Origin of the sequence: Erwinia sp. E_sp_B01_1 (assembly GCF_036865545.1) — a bacterium.
Taxonomy (GTDB): domain Bacteria; phylum Pseudomonadota; class Gammaproteobacteria; order Enterobacterales; family Enterobacteriaceae; genus Erwinia.
Genome location: NZ_CP142208.1, coordinates 950,036 through 973,382, shown reverse-complemented (window position 1 = coordinate 973,382; position 23,347 = coordinate 950,036). Strand labels below are relative to the sequence as shown.

The window sequence follows — 23,347 nt, the reverse complement described above, 5'->3', positions numbered from 1 at the left end:
GGCGGAATCCTTTCCGCCCCAGCCTCCTCTTCAGGGTTTCAGCGAGGCATAATACGCAGCCAAATCGTCAATATCCCCCGCACTAAGTCCCGAAACAAACGCCTTCATCACTTCCGCCTGTCCGCCATTTCGCTCACCTTTTTGATAAGCCTGTAACGCATGGCTCAGGTAGGCTGCATTTTGCCCGGCCAGATGAGGATAAAGTGGAACGTTCGCTTTCCCCGCCGTACCATGACAGGCCTGGCAGCGGCTGGCCTTCTGCTGGCCTGCCTGAATATTGCCGTCAGCCAGGCAGGGTAAACCAAAAGCGAGAAGTGCCAGGGTTAACGCTGTTTTTTTCATTGCGCTTGTATCCAGTTCAGGTGCCAGCAGGGCTGGTTTTCCGGATTACCTTCCCGGGTCACAAACTGCCCTGCTGCGGCGATCAAAGTCTCGCCATAAAAAAGTAAGGGTGTACGTTCTCTCAGCCAGGGAGGGATGCCCCTCTCCTGCCAGATTTTTTTCAGGGGCCGGCTACCTGCCCGCTCAAGAATATGGAATTTGCCTTTTGCCTGAAACCGCACGCTGACCGCTTCTCCAGGCAGGGGAGCACGCACCTGAATGCCCTGCTCATCCCATCGCAGACAGCCCAGCCCTTCAGGCAGAGCTAGGGTTGTTTCAGCCAGCGGCCAGTTCAGGATCACCCCGGCCACCGGCTCGCTCAGCGCCAGCCAGTAAAGTCGGTCACGAAAACGCCGTACTTCATGATTTCCCAGGCGCATGCGGGGGTCGGCATCTTCACGGCTACAGGCCACTTCCTGCCAGATACGTTGTAAAGACTCTCTGGAGGGCATCAGCCCCTGCTGCAGAGCAATCCAGCGCCTGAGCAGTGCTGCCCGGCGAACCTCACTCATCGCCAGTAACGGACGCCATGACAGCCCGCCCGCCTCGCCCACCAGTTCGCTGAGTGACTCCGCCAGTAACTCATCCAGCAGCTGTTCCTGCTCACCACATAACTGGGCGCTGCGGGCTACCGCGCGGCCAAAGTGCGGCCAGCGGGTAACCAGCGTGGGGATCACTGCCTGACGAAGAAAATTACGATCAAATCGGGTGTCCTGATTGCTCTCATCTTCTATCCAGCACAGCGCATGCTCCTCAGCCCAGGATTCCAGATTCTGGCGCGTTTGAGACAACAGCGGGCGTAACAGCCTGTGGCTTCCTAACAGGCTCTGTAACGGCATGGCAGCCAGCCCGGCAGGCCCACTGCCACGCTTAAGCGCCAGCAACAGCGTTTCACACTGATCGTCCTGATGCTGAGCGGTGAGCAGGCATTCGCCAGACCGCAACTGTTCAGAAAAAGCCTGATAGCGGGCCTTACGGGCTGCGGCTTCAATCCCTTTGTCTTTCTCCAGCGTGACTCGCACCACATCCAGCTCGACCTTCCAGCTCTGGCACTGCTGGCGGCAATGTTCAACCCAGCCATCCGCCAGGGGGCTCAGGCCATGATGAATGTGGATTGCACGAAGATGAAGGTCGGGCTGTTGTTGACGTAGCCTCACCAGCTGGTGCAGCAGGACGGTTGAATCCAGCCCGCCACTGAACCCCACCAGCAGATGCTGATGTCCGGCGAGGTGCTGAGCAAGTGCATGAAGTGACATGAAAATTCCGTTTGGGCGCTGGCGACCCGGTCAGGGCTGACCGGGTCAGTATGGCCCTATATTACGCCTGATAAAGCTCCAGCGGCAAACCATCCGGATCCGGGAAGAAGGTATAACGCTTGTCCGTCAATGGATCGACGCGGACAGGTTCGCAAACTACGCCGTGCCTTTCCAGGTGCTGTTTAGCCGCCTCAATATCCTCCACCGTGAAGGCCAGATGACGAAGGCCGCAGGCTTCAGGCTGAGTAGGCCGCGTGGGAACAGAGGGGAAGGAGAACAGCTCTATGGTGTATTCGCCGTTCAGGGCCAGGTCCCCTTTCCAGGAATCACGCGCCTCACGGTACACCTCGCCCATCAGGGTAAAGCCCAGAATATCGCAGTAAAAGGCCTTACTCACCTGATACTGGCTGGCGATAATAGCGATATGGTGAACCTGCTTGATACCTAACATAATAACTCCTTGATCGTGGCTTCTGTGCCCTACCCTACGCAAGCTCCTGCCTGCCGACAAGGGCACAATTCTGGAATCATTTGCCCGGCGTTTTCAACACGCGCACCAGATACTCACCCTCTTCCGTCAGCTTCGCACCGTGGATATCGGTTTCAAAACCGGGGTAATGTTTACCGATAGTGCAGAGCATCAGCAGAAAATCGAGTACCGCCCTGCTCTCCTCGGTAATCATTTCACCCGGCATGACCACCGGAACACCCGGCGGATAAGGCAGGATCATATTGGCAGAGATGCGTCCGACGAGCTTACCGATCTCCACCGTTTCGATATTGCCCTTCACCTGCTGCTGAAACATCTGATGTGGCGTCATTTTCATTTCGGGCAGCGTGTCAAAGGCCTGCAACATCAAACGTGGAAGATCATGATCGCGGATCAGCGTGTGGATCCCCTGAGCCAGATCCTGGATCCGCATATTCCGGTAGAAGTCAGGATCCTCAGCATAAAGATCCGGCAGCATGTTTTTGACCCGCAGATTAAGATCGTAGGCTCGTTTGAATTCAGTCAGCCCACGTAACACACTCATTGCTTTGGTTTTATCTATGCCGATACTGAACAGGAATAACAGATTGTACGGGCCGGTTTTTTCCACCACTACGCCGCGCTCGTCCAGATATTTTGCCACCAGCGCCGCCGGGATGCCCTCTTCGGACATCATTCCCTGTTCGCTCATGCCGGGCGTCAGAATAGTAACTTTGATCGGATCCAGATACATATGATCGGCATCCGCATCCAAAAAGCCATGCCACTCCTCTTCACCGGGTTGGATCGCCCAGCATTCTGGCTCATCGACCCCCTCCGGCTGCCAGATATCGAAGAACCATCCTTCAGACTCTTCACGCAGCCGCTGCACTTCACGACGAAAATGCAGGGCCCGCTCCACCGAACGGTTGATCAGCCGCCTGCCGGGATTCCCCCTGAGCATTGCCGCAGCCGTCTCAATCGAAGCGACAATGGCATAATTAGGCGAAGTGGTGGTATGCATCATATAGGCTTCGTTGAACGTCTGTTCGTCGTAGTCGCCTTTGATATGAATTAACGAAGCCTGGGAGAAAGCCGCCAGCAGTTTGTGCGTCGACTGGGTTTCGTAGATCACTTTCCCCGGCGTGCGTTCACCGCTCATGCCGCTGAGCCCCTGATAGATGGGATGGAAATTGGTGTAGGGCACCCAGGCAGAATCGAAATGAATCGACGGGACGTCCAGCGTCTCTTTAATGTATTGCGTGTTATACAGCAGGCCATCATAGGTAGAGTTGGTAATTACCGCATGGACCGGCCAGGTTGCCCGTTCGGTCTGAGCGACTTTCAGCGCAATGCTCTCTTTAGTGAACTCTCTCTTCGGGATGCCGCCAAGAATGCCCAGCGCATTACGGGTGGGCTTCAGCCAGATGGGAATGATGTCACTCATCATTAGCAAATGGGTCAGCGATTTGTGACAGTTACGGTCAATCAGTACCGTGCTGCCTGCTGCTGCGGCATACATTCCGACAATTTTATTGGAGGTGGAGGTGCCGTTGGTGACCATGTAGCTCTGCTCGGCGCCAAAGGTGCGGGCCACGTACTCTTCGGCTTCCAGATGCGGGCCGGTATGATCAAGCAGCGATCCCAGTTCAGTAACGGAAATTGAGATATCCGCTTTCAGCGTGTTGGCGCCGAAGAAGTCATAAAACAGCGTGCCTACCGGGCTTTTCTGGAAAGCCGTACCGGCCATATGGCCTGGCGTACAGAAGGTGTATTTGCCCTCTTTCACGTAAGTGAACAGCGCTTTGGTCAACGGCGGCGTAATGGTATCAATGTATTCGTTGGTGTACTGGCGAATGCGCTCAGCGATCTCCTCTGACGCGCCCAAACCATATTCAAAGAACCAGATAGCCATGCGCATTTCATTGATGCTCACGTCCATAGTGGAGTGAGTGTTGATAAAAGCGTAGAGCGGCAGATACTCGTTCAGCAATTGGATCTCGCTGCACAAATCCATGCTGTACTCATCCCAGTCAAAGACCACGCCGCAAATTCGGGGATTGTGTTCAATCAGCTTGAGCAGGTCGTTGGCATCTTTGGGATAGATGGTCTGGAATCCCTGGGTTTTCAGCGATCCGTCCAGCTCACGGATGGGTTCATCTTTATAGAATGCGTTATGCGGTCCCATGATCGCGATGATATTCAAACTTACCTCCTGGTATTAATACTGCTGGGGGTAAGCATAGCGAAGATGACGCCGGGGATGGGGAAAAATTCAGGGGCATAAAAAAAGCGGGTTCCGACGCCAGGCTGCCGGAAGATTACTCTCCACAACAGTCAGGGTCCGGAACCCGCCTTTGCGAGCCGGTCAGCTATCAGGCGTAGCCGTAGTTCATCAGACGCTGGTAACGACGGTCCAGCAGCTCTTCTTTACTCAGTACATCCAGATCGGCTAAATCAGCCAGCAGCTGGGCTTTCAGTGAGGCACCAATTGCCAGCGGGTTGCGGTGTGCACCACCCAGTGGTTCAGGGATCACTGTATCGATCAGCTTCAGCTCTTTCAGACGAGGCGCCACAATGCCCATCGCTTCTGCAGCCAGTGGCGCTTTGTCCGCGCTTTTCCACAGAATTGACGCACAGCCTTCCGGTGAAATCACCGAATAGGTGCTGTACTGCAGCATATTTACTTTGTCGCCCACGCCGATGGCCAGCGCACCACCGGAACCGCCTTCACCGATGACGGTGCAGATAACCGGCACTGTCAGGCCAGACATCTCACGCAGGTTGCGTGCGATAGCCTCAGACTGACCGCGTTCTTCTGCACCCACACCCGGGTAAGCACCTGGCGTGTCGATAAAGGTGATGATCGGCATATTGAAACGCTCGGCCATCTCCATCAGACGCAGCGCCTTACGGTAGCCTTCTGGTGCCGGCATGCCGAAGTTACGACGAATTTTCTCTTTGGTTTCGCGGCCTTTCTGATGACCAATGATCATCACCGGGCGACCTTCCAGACGAGCGATACCGCCAACAATGGCTTTATCATCCGCATAGGCGCGATCGCCAGCCAGCTCGTCAAAATCAGTAAATACGTTGCGGACATAGTCCAGCGTATAAGGACGCAAAGGGTGACGCGCCAGCTGCGCGATCTGCCATGCACCTAAATCGGAGAAGATCTTGCGAGTCAGCTCTACGCTTTTTTCACGCAGACGTTGAACTTCTTCATCCAGATTAATATCCAGTTTTTCATCCTGACGGCCAACCGACTTGAGCGAATCAATTTTCGCTTCAAGTTCTGCGATTGGCTGTTCGAAATCCAGGTAATTAAGACTCATAATATTCCTGTTTTAGTCAAACTCCAGTTCCACCTGCTCCGACCCTATCAGCGAACGTAGCTCATTGAGCAAACGATCGCTGGGTGACACGCGCCATGCTGCGCCAAAGCGCAACTTCGCCCGTGCATCCTCTCTCTGGTAATAGAGATGTACCGGAATAGTCCCCGAACGATAAGGTTCCAGGGATTGACGGAGACGGTTTAAAAGCTGGTCATCAATTTGCCTGTCCGTCAGCGAGATAGCAAGCCCGCGTGCATATTTTTCACGGGCTTCATCAATGTCCATCACATCGCGGGCGGTCATTTTGAGCCCCCCACTGAAGTCATCGAAGCTGACCTGTCCGCTGACGATCAGGATACGGTCTTTTTCCAGCAGATGCTGGAACTTCTCAAGTGCATCGGTAAACAGCATCACTTCCAGACGACCAGAGCGATCGTCCAGCGTACAGATGCCGATACGGTTACCGCGTTTTGTTACCATTACGCGGGCCGCCACCACCAGACCAACAGCCATGGTCATTTTGCCACGGTCAGTTGGATGCATGTCTTTAAGGCGCGTTCCCCCAACGTAGCGCTCGATCTCTTTCAGATACTGATTGATCGGGTGCCCGGTTAAGTAAAGCCCCAGAGTTTCTCTTTCGCCATCCAGCTGAATCTGTTCAGGCCAGGGCTTGATATCTGCATAAGATTTTTCGATGTGTGCCGGCTCTTCTGCCAGCACACCGAACATATCAGCCTGGCCGGTAGCTTCCGCTTTGGCATGCTGATCGGCTGCTTTCAGCGCTTCAGGCAATGCGCTCATCAGCGCTGCACGGTGCGGGCCAAGGCGATCAAACGCCCCGGACATCACCAGTTTTTCCAGCACCCGCTTATTCAGCTTTTTGGTGTCTGTGCGCGCACAGAGATCAAACAGCTCCCGGAAATAGCCGTCTTCATTACGTGCTTCAATAATCGCTTCAATCGGGCCTTCGCCGACGCCTTTGATCGCGCCGATGCCGTAAACGATCTCACCCTCATCGTTAACGTGGAACTGGTACAGGCCAGAGTTGATATCTGGCGGCAACACTTTCAGCCCCATGCGCCAGCATTCGTCGACCAGCCCCACCACCTTCTCGGTGTTGTCCATATCGGCGGTCATTACCGCGGCCATAAATTCCGCCGGGTAGTGCGCTTTCAGCCACAGTGTCTGATAAGAGACCAGCGCATAGGCGGCGGAGTGGGATTTGTTAAAACCGTAGCCGGCAAATTTCTCCACCAGGTCAAAGATTTTAATCGCCAGCTCACCATCAATGCCACGCGACTTAGCGCCATCCTCAAACCCGCCGCGCTGCTTGGCCATCTCGACCGGGTTCTTTTTACCCATCGCACGACGCAGCATATCCGCACCGCCAAGGCTGTAACCCGCCAGCACCTGGGCAATCTGCATTACCTGTTCCTGATACAGGATGATGCCATAGGTCGGCTCCAGCACCGGCTTCAGGGATTCGTGCTGCCATTCGATGTCCGGATAGGAAATCGCTTCACGTCCGTGCTTACGGTCAATAAAGTTATCTACCATGCCAGATTGCAGCGGGCCAGGACGGAACAGGGCCACCAGCGCGATCATATCCTCGAAGCAGTCTGGCTTCAGGCGTTTAATCAGATCTTTCATGCCGCGGGATTCAAGCTGGAACACCGCCGTGGTCTCCGAGCGCTGCAGCATATCGAAACTTTTTTTATCTTCAAGCGGTATCGCGGCGATATCTATCGGCGGTTCGCCCTGCTTCTCACGACGGGCGTTGATCATCTCCAGCGCCCAGTCGATGATGGTCAGCGTACGCAGGCCGAGGAAGTCGAACTTCACCAGACCGGCATATTCCACATCATTTTTGTCGAACTGCGTGACCGGATAGTTGCCATTCTCATCGCAATAAAGCGGTGCGAAGTCGGTAATCTGGGTTGGCGCGATCACCACGCCCCCGGCATGCTTACCGGCATTACGCGTGACGCCTTCCAGTTTCCGCGCCATATCGATCAGCGCTTTCACTTCTTCGTCAGCTTCGTAAATTTCCGGAAGCTGGGGTTCTGCCGCAAAGGCTTTCTCCAGCGTCATGCCTGGATCGGGCGGGATCAGTTTAGAGATGCGATCGACAAAACCATAAGGGTGGCCCAGCACGCGACCCACGTCACGAATAACCGCTTTAGCCGCCATGGTACCGAAGGTGATAATCTGCGATACCGCTTTACGGCCATACATCTCGGCCACATGCTCAATCACCAGATCGCGCTTTTCCATGCAGAAGTCGACGTCGAAGTCAGGCATCGAAACACGTTCCGGGTTGAGGAAACGTTCAAACAGCAGATCGAATTCCAGCGGATCAAGGTCGGTAATTTTCAGCGCGTAAGCCACCAGCGATCCCGCACCGGAGCCACGACCCGGCCCTACCGGCACGTCGTTATCCTTCGACCACTGGATAAATTCCATTACGATCAGGAAGTAACCCGGGAACCCCATCTGGTTGATAACGCCCAGTTCGAGTTCAAGGCGATCGTCATATTCAGGCCGCTTCTCTGCCCGTACAGCGGGATCGGGAAAGAGAAACTCCAGACGTTCTTCCAGTCCTTCGCGGGATTTCATCACCAGGAAATCTTCGGTGCTCATCTCCCCCGTAGGAAACTGCGGCAGGAAATATTCGCCCAGCCGGATAGTCACGTTACAACGCTTAGCAATCTCTACGCTGTTAGCCAGCGCTTCGGGAATGTCCGAGAACAGCTCGCACATCTCTTCTTCGGTGCGCAGGTATTGCTGAGGACTGTAGTTTCGGGGTCTTTTAGGGTCGTCGAGGGTAAAACCATCGTGAATTGAGACGCGGATTTCATGTGCATCAAAGTCCCCTTCTTCAAGGAAACAGACTTCATTGGTTGCCACCACCGGAATACCGTGTTTTATCGCCAGCTCAACCCCGGCGTGTACCCAGGTCTCTTCATCAGGGCGGCCGGTGCGGATCAGTTCAAGATAGTAGCATTCGGGAAAATGCAGCTGATAAAACGCCAGACACTCTTCTACCTGGGCATGATTGCCGCGCAGTAACATCTGGCCGACATCGCCCCGGCGTCCACCGGAAATCAGGATCAACCCTTCCCTGAGTTCAATCAGCCAGTCACGATCGATAATCGGTCCGGCGGCGCCATAGCCACGCTGATAGGCTCTGGAGATCAACAATGTCAGATTCTGATAACCCACATTGTTGGCAGCAAGCACGGTGAGCTGGGCCAGATCATCGCCCATCGCTTCGCTGCTGACTTTAAAATCCGCCCCGATAATCGGCTTTACGCCCTGACCGTGAGCGCCACCATAGAATTTTACCAGGCCGCACAGGTTGAGATAGTCGGTGATCCCGATGGCCGGCATGCCCAGCGAGGCAGCTTTTTTCACCAGCGGCACAGTTTTGGCTAATCCATCAACCATGGAGTAGTCACTGTGAACGCGTAAATGAATAAAACGAGGTTCGGCCATATTGGATCCCACTTAAGACTCAGGGGTGAAAATTAGAGAAGCCCGGCTGATGCCGCTATTTCAGCATCCAGTATCGCATTACGCACCGGTGCAAAACTGCGACGGTGATGCGGCGTTACGCCATGAAGTGATAATTTTTCCATGTGCAGCGCCGTTGGATACCCTTTGTGCTGCGCGAATCCATACTGCGGGAACAGCAGGTCCAGGTCAGCCATCTCCCGATCGCGCGTTACTTTGGCAATAATAGACGCGGCGCTGATTTCCCGCACCAGGCTGTCACCCTTTACCACCGCCTGAGAAGGCATGGCCAGGGCCGGGCAACGGTTGCCATCAATCAGCACAAAATCAGGCGTGATATGCAGGCCAGCGACGGCACGCTGCATGGCCAGCATGGTAGCATGCAGAATATTGAGCTGGTCGATCTCTTCCGGCTCTGCGCGACCCAGGCTCCAGCTTAACGCCTTCTCTTTGATCTCTTCACATAACGCCAGCCGGCGTTTCTCTGAAAGCTTTTTGGAATCGGCCAGACCGGCAATGGGCCTGGCAGGATCGAGGATTACCGCAGCGGTCACTACCGCCCCAACCAGCGGACCACGTCCTACTTCGTCCACGCCTGCAATGCAGGCGGCAACAGGATAGATAAAATCGCTCACGGGCAGAGTTCCAGTACGGCCGCCGCGGCCTGCTCGTCGGCATTCCAGCGGATTTGATGATGAAGTTCTGTAAAGGTCGCCAGCAGGCGATCGCGGGTTTCGCCCCGGGCAAGCAGAGGCTCCAGTGCCGCAGCCAGCAGATCCGGCTGACATTCATCCTGCAGCAGCTCTTTTACCAGCTCGCGGCCTGCCAGTAAATTAGGCAGCGAAACGTAGTCCGTTTTTACCAGACGCTTAGCCAGCCAGAAGGTAAAGGGCTTCATGCGGTAACCCACGACCATCGGGCATTTTGCCAGCATGCATTCCAGCGCCGCCGTTCCCGATGCCAGCAGAGCCGCATCGCTGGCAACCATCGCCTGACGCCCTTTGCCATCCAGCAGATGCATGGGCAGATCGGGGGCAACCTCAGCTTTGATTCTTTCAAACTGTTCGCGACGGCGCGGGTTAACCAGCGGCACCACTATTTCGAGGTCGGGCCATTTCTGCCGCAGCAGCATGGCCGTTTTCAGGAAGTCAGCACTCAGCATTTCAACTTCCGCATTGCGGCTGCCGGGCAGTAAAGCCAGGCAAGGCGTTCCCTCAGCAATCCCGAGTTCCAGACGCGCTGCACGCTTGTCCGGCTCGATCGGCATCGCATCCGCCATGGTATGACCGATAAAGCGACAGGGAACATTGAAACGGTCGTAAAAGGCTTTTTCAAACGGCAAAAAGGCCAGCACCAGATCGGTGTTACGGCCTATTTTAAATACGCGTTTCTGACGCCAGGCCCACACAGAAGGGCTGACGTAATGAATAGTGCGAATGCCCCGCTGCTTGAGACGCCCCTCAAGGGTGATATTAAAATCAGGCGCGTCAATGCCTACAAAGACATCAGGGTTCAGTTCGGTAAACCGCCGGGTCAAATCCTTACGGATTTTCAGCAGACGTGGCAAACGTTCCACCACTTCTACTATCCCCATTACCGCCAGCTCTTCCATTTCATACCAGGCTTCACACCCTTCAGCCTGCATCAGCGGCCCGGCCACGCCCACAAAGCGGGTATCCGGATGCTTTTCCTTCAGCGCACGGATCAGACCGGCACCAAGAATATCGCCGGAGGTTTCTCCGGCGACAAGGGCAATCGTTAAGGGATGCTTTGGCATGAGTTAACGAATCAGACCTCGCGTGGAGCGAGTAAAGAAATCATAGAATGGCTGAACTTCCGGGTGCTCACGGGCAATTTCAGCGATTTCAGGCTTCGCCTCTTCCAGCGTTTTACCGCTGCGATAAAGGATCTTATACGCATTGCGGATTGCGTGCAGGGCATCTTTACTGTAGCCACGACGCTGCAGGCCAACCAGGTTGATACCAAACGGCGTGGCGTGATTACCCTGAGCAATGACGAACGGCGGCACATCCTGAGCTACGCCAGAACAGCCACCGACCATCACATGTGCACCAATGATGCAGAACTGATGAACGGCTGTCATCCCACCGATAATGGCAAAGTCATCCACAATCACGTGGCCACCCAGGGTTGCGTTGTTGGCGAGGATACAGCGGTCGCCAATAATGCAGTCATGGGCGATATGCGCATTTACCATCAACAGATTATCGCTACCCACTTTGGTCAGGCCATCGGCCTGAGAGGTCCCACGGTGAATGGTTACGCTCTCACGAATACTGTTGCGATCGCCAACCTCAACACGGGTAGGCTCACCAGCGTATTTCAGATCCTGGTTAGCTTCACCAATGGTGGCGAACTGGTAAATAGTATTGTCTTTGCCAATACGGGTGTGACCATTGACCACCACATGAGATTTCAGGACGGTGCCTTCACCAATCTCAACGTCAGCCCCGATAAAACAGAACGGGCCGATGTGGACGCGAGCGCCAATAATGGCGCCCTCTTCAATGACGGAACTTGGATGGATTACAGCAGTTTCATCAATCACTGATTACGCCTCCCGGCTGCGGGCACACATCATTGTTGCTTCGCAGACAATTTTACCGTCTACGGTCGCCACGCCTTTAAAGCGCGTCAGACCACGGCGGGTTTTTTCGAAGGTTACTTCCATGATCATCTGATCGCCTGGCACTACAGGACGCTTAAAGCGGGCGTCGTCAATCCCGGCGAAATAGTAGAGCTCGCCCGGTTCCAGTTTACCGACGCTTTTAAACGCCAGAATCCCGGTTGCCTGCGCCATGGCTTCTAAAATCAGTACGCCTGGAAAAATCGGTTTACCAGGGAAATGGCCCTGGAAAAACGGTTCGTTGACCGATACGTTCTTCACCGCACGCAGGAACTTGTGCTCTTCAAACTCCAGTACGCGGTCGACCAGCAGAAACGGATAGCGGTGCGGCAGCAGTTCAATAATCTCTTCAATCTTCAGAGTATGAGTTTCAGTAGTCAAAATACTCTTCCTGTCCTAAAATTCTGATGGCATCAATAACACGGCCTGCAAAGATCCTAAGATCGTCCGCAGGCCGCAAATCAGTTTCCGTGCGCAAGCCTTCCCTGCTTAGCTTTCTAATTCTACCCTGACGGGTATGAAGGCTGGTCAAGGCGCTGGTATGACGTTCAGTCTTTGTCGACTTTACGCTCGATAGCTTTTAAGCGTTTGCTTATTTCATCGATATTCATCACCAACGCGGCCGTTTTGCGCCAGGTTTTGTTGGGTTGCAACGGAATCCCGGAAGAGTATACCCCAGGTTCGGTGATTGGTCTCATGACCATTCCCATTCCGGTAACCGTAACTTTGTCACAAATTTCCATGTGACCGTTGATTACGCTTGCACCGCCAATCATGCAGTAGCGGCCAATTTTCAGGCTGCCGGCCATGATGACGCCTCCCGCAACCGCGGTATTGTCGCCAATCACAACGTTATGTGCAATCTGGCACTGGTTATCAATGATAACACCATTCCCGATCTGAGTGTTATCCAACGCACCGCGATCGATGGTGGTGCAGGCGCCAATTTCCACGCGGTCGCCGATGATTACCGTACCCAACTGAGGGATTTTCACCCAGTTGCCACGATCGTTAGCGTAACCAAAGCCATCAGCACCAATGACCGTGCCGGACTGGATCAGGCAGCGCTCACCGATCTGAATTTCATGATAGACAGAGACGTTGGCCCATAAACGGGTTCCGGCTCCGATGCGGGTATTTTTCCCGACGAAACAACCGGCACCAATGACGACGTTATCACCCAGCTCTACGCCGGATTCGATAACAGCATTTGCACCGACAGAAATATTCTGACCCAGCTTAGCGCTGGAATCGATCACCGCGCTGGGCGCGATATCTTTAGCGGGCTGTGGGGTACTGTCCAGAATCTGCGCCATGCGGGCATAGGTCAGATAAGGATCTTTCACCACCAGGGCGGCGCCCTGTGCGCAGTCCAGATCCGCTGCCAACAGCACCACGGCCGAAGCCTTGCAGGTACTGAGCTGATCGCGGTAACGACTGTTAGCAAGAAAAGTGATTTGACCGGATTGGGCGGATTGCATAGAAGCAATGCCGGAGATGACGATATCGCCATCTCCGTGCAAATCTGCATCCAACTGCTGGGCTAAATCAGCCAGTCGAATAGATGACATTGATTATTTAACCTGTTTCAGAACATCAGCAGTGATGTCTTTAGATTTAGCTGAGTAGGCAACAGCATTAGCATCAACAACGACGTCGTAACCTTCATCATCAGCCACTTTCTGCACAGCATCCTGAATACGGCTCAGGATTTTGTTACGCTCTTCAGCCTGACGACGGCGGTTGTCCTGCTCAAAAGCCTGAGCTTTGCTTGAGAAGGCTTCACGCTGCGCCATAACGTCTTTTTCCATGCGGCTGCGCTCGCTGGCCTTCATGGTAGAGCCGTCACGCTGAAGACGCTGCATTTTAGTTTGCAGATCGCGCTCCATACCCTGCAGTTCGGTTGCACGGCCTTTGAACTCATTTTCAAGCTGTTTCGCAACTGTCGCACGCGCCGGTAACTGTTGGAAAATGCTGGAAACGTTCACCACTGCAATTTTATCTGCAGCCTGAGCACCGGCGGAAACCGCCAGAGCAAGAGAGAGGCCTGCGGCACACAACAACTTTTTCACTATAAACTCCTTACCATCAACGTTTGTGTCTTCGACACATGTGTTGCGCGTTCAGGCAATCCGAAGATTGCCTTAAAACGGCGCGATACTCACTTACACGCTTCCTTGCTGAACCGTGTTACCAGGTTTTACCAATGTTAAACTGGAACTGTTCGGCCTTATCTCCATCATACTTTTTGAACGGCTGGGCGTAAGAGAACACCAGTGGCCCCAGTGGAGACATCCACTGCAGTGCCAGACCAGCCGACATACGGATGTTGCCCGGTTCGCTGTAATCCGGAATACCCGCGTCACGAGTGGCGGTAGTGTTTTCCCAGTTGGTATCCCATACGGTACCGGCATCCACAAACAGCGAAGTGCGGACCGAGTTGGCATACTTCTCGCTCAGGAACGGCGTAGGGGTAATCAGCTCTGCACTGGCCGTTGCCATAGCATTACCGCCCACTGCGTCATTGGAATCACACAGAGTACCGGTAGAACAGGTGCTGGAACCATTATTGTAGTAAGCCGCTTTAGGACCGATGGTGTTCGAACGGAAACCACGTACGGTGCTTGAACCACCGGCATAGAAGTTCTCGTAGAAAGGCAGCTCTTTGCCGCTCAGACCATCGCCGTAACCGACTTTACCGCGACCCAACAGAACCCAGGTACGATCCTGATTCAGCGGAACATACTGCTGAGTATCCAGCGTCGCTTTATAGAAGGCGTTATCAGAACCAGGGATGGTCACTTTACCGTTCAGGTTGGTACGGTTACCGGACGTTGGGAAGAATCCGCGGTCCAGGTTGTTGTATGTCCAGCCATAGTTGAAAGTGAAGTCATCGGCAGCATAATCAGCATCGCTGGTCAGCCCCGGGTTCTGGCCCACGGAGTCGAGGTAACGGAACATCGCCACCTGCGGCTGCATATTGGACAGGTCGTTGTGCACGTAACCCAGACCAACACGCAAAGTGTTATTTTCGTTGACCGGGAAGCCTAACGTACCGTCTAAGCCGTAGCTTTTGTTGGTGTAGTCAGACAGGTCAGCGTCATCAGCTTTAAAGTCGTTATAGAACACACGACCGCCAAGGCTCACACCGTCAACCGTAAAGTATGGGTCGGTCAGTGAGAATTCAGCGTAGGTCTGATAATCATTCTTGGTACCGCTGATACCTACGGTATTACCGGTACCCAGCCAGTTTTCCTGCGTTACGCCAACCTGGAAGCTTACGCCACTTTCCGTGCCGTAACCCACGCCGAAGTTGAAGGTACCGGTGTTGCGCTCTTTCACCTTGTACACCACATCGACTTCGTCCGGGGAACCTGGCACGCGCTGCGTATCGGTATCCACCGTCTCAAAGTAACCGGTACGGTTCAGACGCTCTTTCCCCTGCTCAACCAGGTCACTGCCCAGCCATGCACCTTCCATCTGACGCATTTCACGGCGCAGAACGGAATCTTTAGAGGTGTCGTTACCTTCGAAGCGAACTTTACGCACGTAGTAACGGTTGCCCGCATCTACGTTGACGTGCAGCTTAACGGTTTTATCAGCATCATTGATTTCTGGCTGTGTCGCCACGCGTGGATAAGCGTAGCCATAACGGCCCAGCATCTTTTTGATGTCATCTTCCATTTTGGTCACTTTGGCGCCGTTATACAGCTCGCCTGGCTTGATCTTAGTCAGCGCTTCTACTTCCGCTGAGTGACCTGCCATGCTGCCGTTAACCACTACGCCTGAAAGCTTGTACTGATCGCCTTCGGTGATGTTGATGGTGATGTAAATGCCTTTCTTGTCCGGCGTCAGGCTGACCTGAGTCGAATCAATATTGAAGCGGGCATAGCCACGATCGAGATAGAAGCTGCGCAGGGTTTCAAGGTCACCCGCCAGTTTTTGCTTCTGGTATTTACGATCGCCTACCACGTTCCACCACGGCACTTCGTCGCGCAGCTGGAAGCGGGAAATCAGCTCATCAGATGAGAAGGCTTTGTTGCCCACTACGTTGATTTGCTGAATTTTGGCTGAGACGCCTTCGGTAAAGACCAGCTTCAGGTCAACACGGTTACGTGGCAGTGGCGTGACTACCGCCTTCACGCTGGCGCTGTATTTACCCACGCTGTAGTAGAAATCCTCGAGCCCTTTCTCAATAGTTGAGATAGTGGTGCGGTCAAGGGATTCACCCACGCGCACGCCAGATGCTTCCAGATTCTGCTTCAGCATATCCTCTTTCACCGCTTTGTTACCGGAGAAAGTGATGCTGGCAATGGTTGGGCGCTCTTTGACCTGAACGATCAGCGTATCGCCGTCGCGCAGGACCTGTACGTCTTCGAAGTTCCCGGTCGCGAAGAGAGCACGGATAGTACTACTGATATCATCATCGGAGACGGTGTCTCCCACGCGGACAGGCATACTCAGCAATGCCGCGCCGACGGCGACTCGCTGCAGGCCTTCGAAATGAATATCTTTCACTACGAAGCCGTCTGCCGCGTATACGGTAGCGCTGCTAAACAGCAGCGACGCTATGAGCAACTTTTTCATCGCCATCGTTGTTATGCATTCTTCCTAACTGGTTCTCGTGCGTAGCTTGCCGGTTGGCAGACTAAAGACGCGAGAAATCATTGAATAGTGCAAGCCCCATTAACAACACCAGCAAAATAGAGCCAATGCGATAACTGAAGTCCTGAACTCGCTCAGACACCGGCCCACCTTTGATCTTTTCGATCGCCAGGAACAGCAAATGCCCACCATCTAATACCGGCAACGGGAACAGATTGATAATCCCGAGGTTCACGCTGATCAAAGCCAGGAACATCAGGTAGTAGATCAAACCATATTCCGCCGACATCCCAGCACCCTGGGCGATTGAAATCGGCCCGCTGAGATTGTTTAACTTCACTTCGCCGACAATCAGTTTGCCCAGCATGTTAACCGTGAGTTTCATCAGCTGCCAGGTTTTGGCACTGGCCTCACCGACGGCTGCAAACGGACCATACTGGCGCACCGTTTTATATTCATCCGGCAGAGGAACAATACGCGGGATAACCCCGGCAAATCCTTCTGCTTTGCTGCCTGGCTTCACGTCTGGCGTTAAGGTTAACCCGACAGTATTACCCTGCCGCTCAACTTCAACCGCCAGCGCGGTACCCGGATTATCGCGAACCAGCGTGACAAAACGCTGCCACTGGTCCAACGGTTGACCATCGACTTTAACGATCCTGTCGCCTGCTTGCAAACCGGCCTTGCTTGCTGCCGAGTTGGCCTGCACTTCTGCCAGCACCGTTTCAATCTGCGGCCCACGCGGTTGCATACCGAGCGATACCACCGGATCCTGCTTGTCCGGTTCGAAATGCCAGTTACGCAGATCAAGCCGTTTTTCACTGACCTGGGTGGAACCAAAGGGCGCCACGCTCAACGTAGTTTGCTGGTCGCCAATTTTGGACACCAGCGCCATACGCACAGCATCCCAGTCAGGCGTTTCGATACCATCGACGGCTTTAAGTTCCATCCCAGGCGTAATTTGAGCCTCCGCCGCCTGCGAACCGCTTACTATTTCGCCAACTACCGGGCGAACGCCAGGAACGCCGATGATAAACACCAGCCAGTAAGCGAAAATGGCAAACAGGAAATTTGCGATCGGCCCGGCACTGATAATTGCCGCACGCTGCAGGACGGTTTTGTTATTAAAGGATTGATGGCGGAGTTCTGGCGGCACGCTTTCAACACGCTCGTCGAGCATCTTGACGTAGCCACCTAAGGGGATCAGAGCAATAACGTATTCCGTTCCCTGCTTGTCGCGACGACGCCAGAGCGCCTTACCGAATCCCACAGAGAATCGTTCAACTTTGACACCACAGCGACGGGCCACCCAAAAGTGGCCAAACTCGTGCACGGTAATCAACACACCCAGCGCAACGACAAATGCGCCCAGGCTCCAGAGAATGCTCAGCATAAGGTCCCTTATAGCGTCCCGAAAACCAGCAATAACAGGCAGGCAAAGACCGGAACTGCCGCCGTCAGGCTGTCGATACGGTCAAGGATCCCTCCGTGACCCGGGATGAGATTGCCGCTGTCTTTGATGCCAGCTTCACGTTTGAACATACTCTCGGTTAAGTCACCCAGCACTGAGGCCAGTGCGGCTACAAGCGAGCAGACTAAAAGCGTAACCGGAGAGATAGTTAACGGAGCCCAAAGGCCAAACAGCCAGGCAATCAGCGCGGAGGTCAGCAAGCCGCCAAAGAACCCTTCCCAGGTTTTGCCGGGAGAGACCTTAGGGGAAAGCTTATGTTTGCCAAACAGACGGCCAAACATATAAGCCCCTGAATCGGCGCCCCAGACCAGTAACATCACGTACAGCAGCCACCAGGCACCGGCAAAATGGTCGGTATCATAGTGATACTGGCGTAATGTCAGCATGCCCCAGAAGAAAGGCACGATGGTCAGAATACCAAACAGCAGGCGAAGGAGTTTTGAGCCGCGCCAGAAAGAGGCGGAGCCGGGATAGGTCAGCACCATCACCAGCGCCACTACCCACCAACAGAGGGCCGCCCATAGCGAGCCGGCAACCTGAGGCAAGTGCACAGAGTGCTGATACGCTGGCAGAGTGAACATCATAAAGGCGAGAAGCAGCCCACACAGGACCGCCAGCCAGATGCGTTGCGTACGTGACGCGAAGCCTGCGAACTGCCCCCACTCCCAGGCGGCCAGCATACAGACCACCAGGGTGACGACAGCAAACCCAGGCGGCGGCAGCAGAAAAAGCGCTGCAATCACAATCGGGATAAGTATAAACGCGGTAATCAGGCGAGACTTCAGCAAAGATTACCCCCAGTGCGCTCAGGCGCCGCCGGGTGCTGCACCGCCAAAGCGACGCTCTCGTTGTGCAAACGCATTCAGTGCACCTTCAAAGACTTGTTCATCAAAATCAGGCCAGAGAACATCGGTAAAAAAGAACTCTGCATAGGCAACCTGCCACAGCAAGAAGTTACTGATTCGATGCTCTCCCCCTGTCCTTATTACCAGATCCACGGGAGCCAGTTCATTGAGGCAGAGATGTTGATTGAGGGTTTCTTCCTCTATCTGATCAGGACGGATAAGACCTTCCTGAACCTGCTCTGCTATTTTTCTGACGCCATGAATAATATCCCAACGTCCGCCATAATTCGCGGCAATGTTGAGAGTTAGTCCATTATTTTGCTGAGTAAGTTCCTCGGCGCGGCGAATGCGCTCCTGCAGACGGGCACTGAAACGGCCAATATCGCCAATAATCCGCAGACGGACATTATGCTTGTGCAGACTTTTCACTTCGCTGTCGAGTGCCCAGATGAATAACTCCATCAACGCCATGACTTCCTGAGGCGGACGGTTCCAGTTCTCACTGCTGAAAGCATACAAAGTCAGCGCATCCAGCTTCTGACTGACAGCAAAACTCACCGACCGACGAACGGACTTTACACCGGCTTTATGGCCCGAGATGCGCAGCTTGCCACGGTTTTTGGCCCAGCGGCCATTGCCATCCATGATGATGGCTACGTGACGGGGGTTTTCCCCTTGCAGGTCATCGCTTTGTAGTTGATTTTCGGACGACATAACGCGTAATTATTTCCTTTAATCAGAAATACAACGGCTTCTGAAAATATCTTACCCGCTCGACGCAAAAAAGCCGTGTCTCCCACGGCCAGCATTACCGCTTCATCGCAACGAGCTACTCAATTAGCGGGCGAAGACTATACCATCTCCGCCTGCGCCCCACAAATGGCGGCACGCTACCTGGTTGAATTACCGGGCTTCACTGAAGCGTGATAACAGAGTTTGAGCCTGTTCCCGTGCCTGCCTGTCGATCTCAAGCACGGCTTCAACGCTGTCCGGTTCCGCGCAGGATAGCGCTTCCAGTACGGCCAGATTCACGGCGGCAATGTCAGTAAACCGGATTTGGGAATCCAGAAACGCCGCCACCGCAATTTCATTGGCTGCATTTAATGTTGTGGTCGCGGCCTGCCCGGCTGAACAGGCGTCAATGGCGAGTTTCAGGCAGGGGTAGCGTGCATAATCTGGCTCGGCAAAGGTCATCGCTCCCATGCGGGTAAAGTCCAGTGGCGTTGCCCCTGAAGGCACTCGCTGCGGCCAGGCCATCACGTGAGCGATGGGCGTACGCATATCCGGAGACCCCAGTTGAGCCAGCACACTCCCATCGCGATAGCGCACCATAGAGTGGATAACCGACTGCGGATGCAGAATGACTTCCATTTGGGCGTCAGTCGCATTAAACAGCCAGCGGGCTTCGATATATTCCAAACCTTTATTCATCATGGTGGCAGAATCAACGGAGATTTTACGCCCCATTGACCAGTTCGGATGCGCACAAGCCTGGTCGGGAGTCATGCCCCCAAGCAGGTTCAATGGCGTGTCACGAAAAGGGCCACCCGATCCCGTAAGAATAATGCTGTCAATGCCATTATCTTCCAGAGAAGCGTATCCTAACTGCTGCTGGAGGGAAGCAGGCAAACTCTGAAAAATGGCGTTATGCTCGCTGTCCACGGGAAGTAACTGAGCTTTTGACGCGCTGACGGCCTCCAGGAAAAGCTGGCCGCAGGTGACAAGTGACTCTTTATTGGCAAGAAGCACCTGTTTACCGGCGCGAATTGCGGCGAGCGTAGGCATTAATCCTGCTGCACCCACAATTGCCGCCATCACCTGATCGACATCGTCCAGCGCGGCGAGATCGCAGGCGGCCTGCTCACCGCTCAGCACTTCAGTCGCCACATTAAGGCTTTTCAGACGAAGTCGCAGTGCCGCCGCCGACTTTTCATCCGACATTGAGGCATAGGCGGGACGGAAAGCCAGACACTGTTCAGCCATCAGCTCAACGTTGTGGCCTGCAACCAGCGCTTTAATGGCGAACAGATGCGGATTGGCGCGGACCACCGCCAGCGTGCTGGTGCCGATGGAGCCTGTTGAACCGAGGATCGTCAATTGCTTCATGGAGTTGCTCTGCGTAATTACCGGCGACTCAGGCTTATACAGCCCGATCGTCAGCCAGGAGAATAAATGCAAAACGCCGTAAGACTAACCACTCATAAGAACGGCAATCTGTACGGCGTGATCGGATCAGGATGAACTCAGAAGTCCATCAGCTCCGCTTCTTTTTCTGCCAGCGAAGTATCAACTTTCTTGATAAAGACGTCGGTCATTTTCTGGATTTCATCTTGTGAACGACGCTCTTCGTCTTCACTGATCTCTTTGTCTTTCAGCAAAGCTTTCACTTTGTCGTTAGCATCACGGCGAACGTTACGCACGGAGACACGACCCTGTTCAGCTTCACCACGCACCACTTTGATCAGGTCTTTACGACGCTCTTCAGTCAGCGCTGGCAGAGGCACACGGATGTCGGTACCCGCTGAACTTGGGTTAAGCCCCAGGTCAGAGGTCATGATGGCTTTCTCAACAGCAGCACTGATAGAACGGTCAAACACGTTGATTTTCAGTGTGCGTGAGTCTTCCACTGTAACGCTGGCCAGCTGGCGCAGAGGGGTGGAAGAACCGTAGTAGTCGACCATGATGCCGTCGAGAATGCTCGGCGATGCACGGCCAGTACGGATTTTGCTGATATGGCTTTTGAACGCTTCCACGCATTTGTCCATGCGCGCTTCAGCATCTTTTTTGATTTCGTTAATCACGTTGGAACCCTTGGATTCTGGTTACCAGGCAGGCTCTGTAAACAGAGCCCGTTTCAAAATAGTCGGTGGTTCTGATTGTAGCGCGCAAAGCGCCACAGAGGCAGAATATACCTTATTTTACGCAGTGACTGATATTATTGCGTAATCAGGGTACCTTCTTTTTCACCCATTACCACACGGCGCAGTGCGCCAGGCTTGTTCATGTTGAACACACGAATTGGCAGTTTGTGGTCACGAGCCAGCGTAAACGCGGCCAGATCCATCACTTTCAGCTCTTTATCCAGCACGTCAGTGTAGCTGATCTGATCGTACAGGGTCGCATCCGGATTTTTCACCGGATCGGCTGAATAGACGCCATCCACTTTAGTCGCTTTCAGCACAACATCGGCTTCGATTTCGATACCGCGCAGGCAAGCAGCGGAATCGGTAGTGAAGAAGGGATTACCGGTACCGGCGGAGAAGATCACCACACGGTTGTTACGTAACAGGCTGATGGCTTCTGCCCAGCTGTAATTATCGCAAACGCCATTCAGCGGGATCGCGGACATCAGGCGGGCGTTCACATAGGCACGATGCAGAGCATCACGCATTGCCAGACCGTTCATCACGGTCGCCAGCATGCCCATATGGTCGCCAACGACACGATTCATTCCAGCCTGCGCCAGACCAGCGCCACGGAACAGATTGCCACCACCGATAACCACACCCACCTGAATGCCCAGTTCTACCAGCTCTTTAACTTCCTGAGCCATACGATCCAGTACGCTTGCATCAATACCGAAGCCTTCGGCACCTTGCAGTGCTTCGCCACTGAGTTTAAGCAGGATACGTTGATATACAGGTTTTGCATTGGTCGCCATGGTGTTTTTTCCTGGATGGTTTGGTCGATATGAGGAGTCAAATCTGATCTATCATCCTCTTAGCACCGGAGAAATGCTATTGGGATGAGACTGAAAATGGGTGGTGCTAAAGCCAGACAAAAAAGAACCGCCGGATGGCGGTTCTTTTCAAGCATTAAGACTGCTTGGACATCGCGGCAACTTCTGCTGCGAAATCGGTCTCAGCTTTCTCAATACCCTCACCCACTTCGAAGCGGATGAAGTTAACAACGTCAGCGTTTTTCTCTTTCAGCAACTGACCCACAGTTTTTGATGGGTCAATAACGAAAGGCTGGCCAGTCAGAGAAACTTCACCGGTGAATTTCTTCATACGGCCTTCAACCATTTTCTCTGCGATCTCTTTCGGCTTACCAGACTGCATAGCGATGTCCAGCTGAACCTGGAACTCTTTCTCTACAACTTCAGCAGAAACATCTTCTGGCTTAACGAATTCTGGCTTGCTTGCAGCAACGTGCATTGCCAGCTGCTTAACCAGCTCTTCGTCAGCACCGGTAGCAGAAATCAGAACACCGATGCGGGCACCGTGCAGGTAGCTACCCAGAACTTCGCCTTCCAGTACGGAGATGCGACGAATGTTGATGTTTTCACCGATTTTAGCAACCAGTGCAACACGCTCTTCTTCGAACTGGGCTTTCAGCACTTCAACGTCAGTGATTTTGCCGGCAACAGCAGCATCCAGCACTTTGTCAGCGAACGCCTGGAAACCACCATCTTTAGCAACGAAGTCAGTCTGGCAGTTAACTTCCAGAATCACACCGTAGTTGCCTTCGATTTTGGTTTTGATCACGCCGTCAGCAGCAACGTTGCCTGCTTTCTTGGCAGCTTTGATCGCGCCAGATTTACGCATATTCTCGATCGCCAGCTCGATGTCGCCGTCGGCTTCGGTCAGTGCTTTTTTGCAATCCATCATGCCAGCGGCAGTACGCTCGCGCAGTTCTTTTACCAGAGCAGCGGTAATAGCAGCCATTCTATAATCCTCGGTTAGCGTGCATCGGTCAGCGAAAGCCTTGAGGTTCGCTACAGATGCCTGGTCTCGGGAGAAACATTCTGCCCCGCCGTTTATGACAAGCGGCAAAGCGAATTCGAATAAAATAAAGGGGCCAATGCAGGCCCCTTACAGATTAA

The 23,347-nt window shown here is 53.8% G+C and carries 20 protein-coding genes; all 20 read right to left on the bottom strand.

Annotation, left to right across the window (positions count from 1 at the left end):
• Positions 1-30: 30 nt before the first annotated feature.
• The 20 genes from VRC33_RS04540 to tsf all read right to left on the bottom strand — a co-directional run bounded on the left by VRC33_RS04540 (position 31) and on the right by tsf (position 23,189).
• Entirely contained in the window at positions 31-342 is a 312-nt protein-coding gene (locus tag VRC33_RS04540; RefSeq protein WP_338561315.1) for a cytochrome c, read from the bottom strand.
• Positions 339-1,637: a tRNA lysidine(34) synthetase TilS gene (gene tilS, locus VRC33_RS04535; protein ID WP_338561313.1), complete on the bottom strand. Its 1,299-nt coding sequence runs from the start codon at positions 1,635-1,637 to the stop codon at positions 339-341. The genes VRC33_RS04540 and tilS overlap by 4 nt, the downstream gene beginning before the upstream one ends.
• Before the next feature lie 61 nt (positions 1,638-1,698).
• Positions 1,699-2,088, bottom strand: a complete 390-nt coding sequence (locus tag VRC33_RS04530) for a VOC family protein (RefSeq protein ID WP_338561311.1) — start codon at positions 2,086-2,088, stop codon at positions 1,699-1,701.
• A gap of 76 nt (positions 2,089-2,164) precedes the next feature.
• Positions 2,165-4,312: a lysine decarboxylase LdcC gene (locus tag VRC33_RS04525; protein ID WP_338561309.1), complete on the bottom strand. Its 2,148-nt coding sequence runs from the start codon at positions 4,310-4,312 to the stop codon at positions 2,165-2,167.
• 169 nt (positions 4,313-4,481) lie between these two features.
• Positions 4,482-5,441, bottom strand: coding sequence for an acetyl-CoA carboxylase carboxyl transferase subunit alpha (gene accA / locus VRC33_RS04520; protein ID WP_338561306.1), 960 nt, complete (start codon positions 5,439-5,441; stop codon positions 4,482-4,484).
• A gap of 12 nt (positions 5,442-5,453) precedes the next feature.
• A complete protein-coding gene (gene dnaE / locus VRC33_RS04515) occupies positions 5,454-8,936 on the bottom strand; it encodes a DNA polymerase III subunit alpha (protein ID WP_338561304.1) in 3,483 nt (1,160 codons plus the stop codon).
• A gap of 32 nt (positions 8,937-8,968) precedes the next feature.
• Positions 8,969-9,589, bottom strand: coding sequence for a ribonuclease HII (rnhB, locus tag VRC33_RS04510; protein WP_338561302.1), 621 nt, complete (start codon positions 9,587-9,589; stop codon positions 8,969-8,971).
• On the bottom strand, positions 9,586-10,731 hold the full coding sequence (gene lpxB / locus VRC33_RS04505; protein ID WP_338561300.1) for a lipid-A-disaccharide synthase: 1,146 nt from the start codon (positions 10,729-10,731) through the stop codon (positions 9,586-9,588). Before lpxB ends, rnhB begins: the two co-directional genes overlap by 4 nt.
• A 3-nt stretch (positions 10,732-10,734) precedes the next feature.
• Positions 10,735-11,523, bottom strand: coding sequence for an acyl-ACP--UDP-N-acetylglucosamine O-acyltransferase (gene lpxA, locus VRC33_RS04500; protein WP_338561298.1), 789 nt, complete (start codon positions 11,521-11,523; stop codon positions 10,735-10,737).
• Between the two features lie 3 nt (positions 11,524-11,526).
• Positions 11,527-11,982 carry a 3-hydroxyacyl-ACP dehydratase FabZ gene (gene fabZ / locus VRC33_RS04495; protein WP_338561296.1) on the bottom strand — a complete coding sequence of 152 codons (456 nt, stop codon included), beginning with the start codon at positions 11,980-11,982 and terminating at the stop codon, positions 11,527-11,529.
• A gap of 167 nt (positions 11,983-12,149) precedes the next feature.
• On the bottom strand, positions 12,150-13,172 hold the full coding sequence (gene lpxD, locus VRC33_RS04490) for a UDP-3-O-(3-hydroxymyristoyl)glucosamine N-acyltransferase (protein WP_338561294.1): 1,023 nt from the start codon (positions 13,170-13,172) through the stop codon (positions 12,150-12,152).
• Positions 13,173-13,175: 3 nt separating this feature from the next.
• Complete coding sequence (skp, locus tag VRC33_RS04485) at positions 13,176-13,673, bottom strand: molecular chaperone Skp (RefSeq protein WP_338561292.1); 498 nt, start codon at positions 13,671-13,673, stop codon at positions 13,176-13,178.
• A gap of 118 nt (positions 13,674-13,791) precedes the next feature.
• Complete coding sequence (bamA, locus tag VRC33_RS04480) at positions 13,792-16,194, bottom strand: outer membrane protein assembly factor BamA (RefSeq protein WP_338561290.1); 2,403 nt, start codon at positions 16,192-16,194, stop codon at positions 13,792-13,794.
• Positions 16,195-16,249: 55 nt separating this feature from the next.
• Positions 16,250-17,599: a sigma E protease regulator RseP gene (gene rseP, locus VRC33_RS04475; protein WP_338561288.1), complete on the bottom strand. Its 1,350-nt coding sequence runs from the start codon at positions 17,597-17,599 to the stop codon at positions 16,250-16,252.
• Between the two features lie 8 nt (positions 17,600-17,607).
• Positions 17,608-18,465 carry a phosphatidate cytidylyltransferase gene (gene cdsA, locus VRC33_RS04470; protein ID WP_338561286.1) on the bottom strand — a complete coding sequence of 286 codons (858 nt, stop codon included), beginning with the start codon at positions 18,463-18,465 and terminating at the stop codon, positions 17,608-17,610.
• A gap of 18 nt (positions 18,466-18,483) precedes the next feature.
• A complete protein-coding gene (gene ispU, locus VRC33_RS04465) occupies positions 18,484-19,236 on the bottom strand; it encodes a (2E,6E)-farnesyl-diphosphate-specific ditrans,polycis-undecaprenyl-diphosphate synthase (RefSeq protein ID WP_338561284.1) in 753 nt (250 codons plus the stop codon).
• A gap of 189 nt (positions 19,237-19,425) precedes the next feature.
• Entirely contained in the window at positions 19,426-20,628 is a 1,203-nt protein-coding gene (ispC, locus tag VRC33_RS04460) for a 1-deoxy-D-xylulose-5-phosphate reductoisomerase (RefSeq protein ID WP_338561282.1), read from the bottom strand.
• Positions 20,629-20,765: 137 nt separating this feature from the next.
• Complete coding sequence (frr, locus tag VRC33_RS04455) at positions 20,766-21,323, bottom strand: ribosome recycling factor (protein ID WP_338561280.1); 558 nt, start codon at positions 21,321-21,323, stop codon at positions 20,766-20,768.
• A gap of 134 nt (positions 21,324-21,457) precedes the next feature.
• Positions 21,458-22,183, bottom strand: a complete 726-nt coding sequence (gene pyrH / locus VRC33_RS04450; protein ID WP_013200846.1) for a UMP kinase — start codon at positions 22,181-22,183, stop codon at positions 21,458-21,460.
• Between the two features lie 154 nt (positions 22,184-22,337).
• The gene (gene tsf / locus VRC33_RS04445; protein WP_338561270.1) at positions 22,338-23,189 is read right to left on the bottom strand and encodes a translation elongation factor Ts; all 852 of its coding nucleotides are present in this window, start codon (positions 23,187-23,189) and stop codon (positions 22,338-22,340) included.
• Positions 23,190-23,347 lie beyond the last annotated feature (158 nt).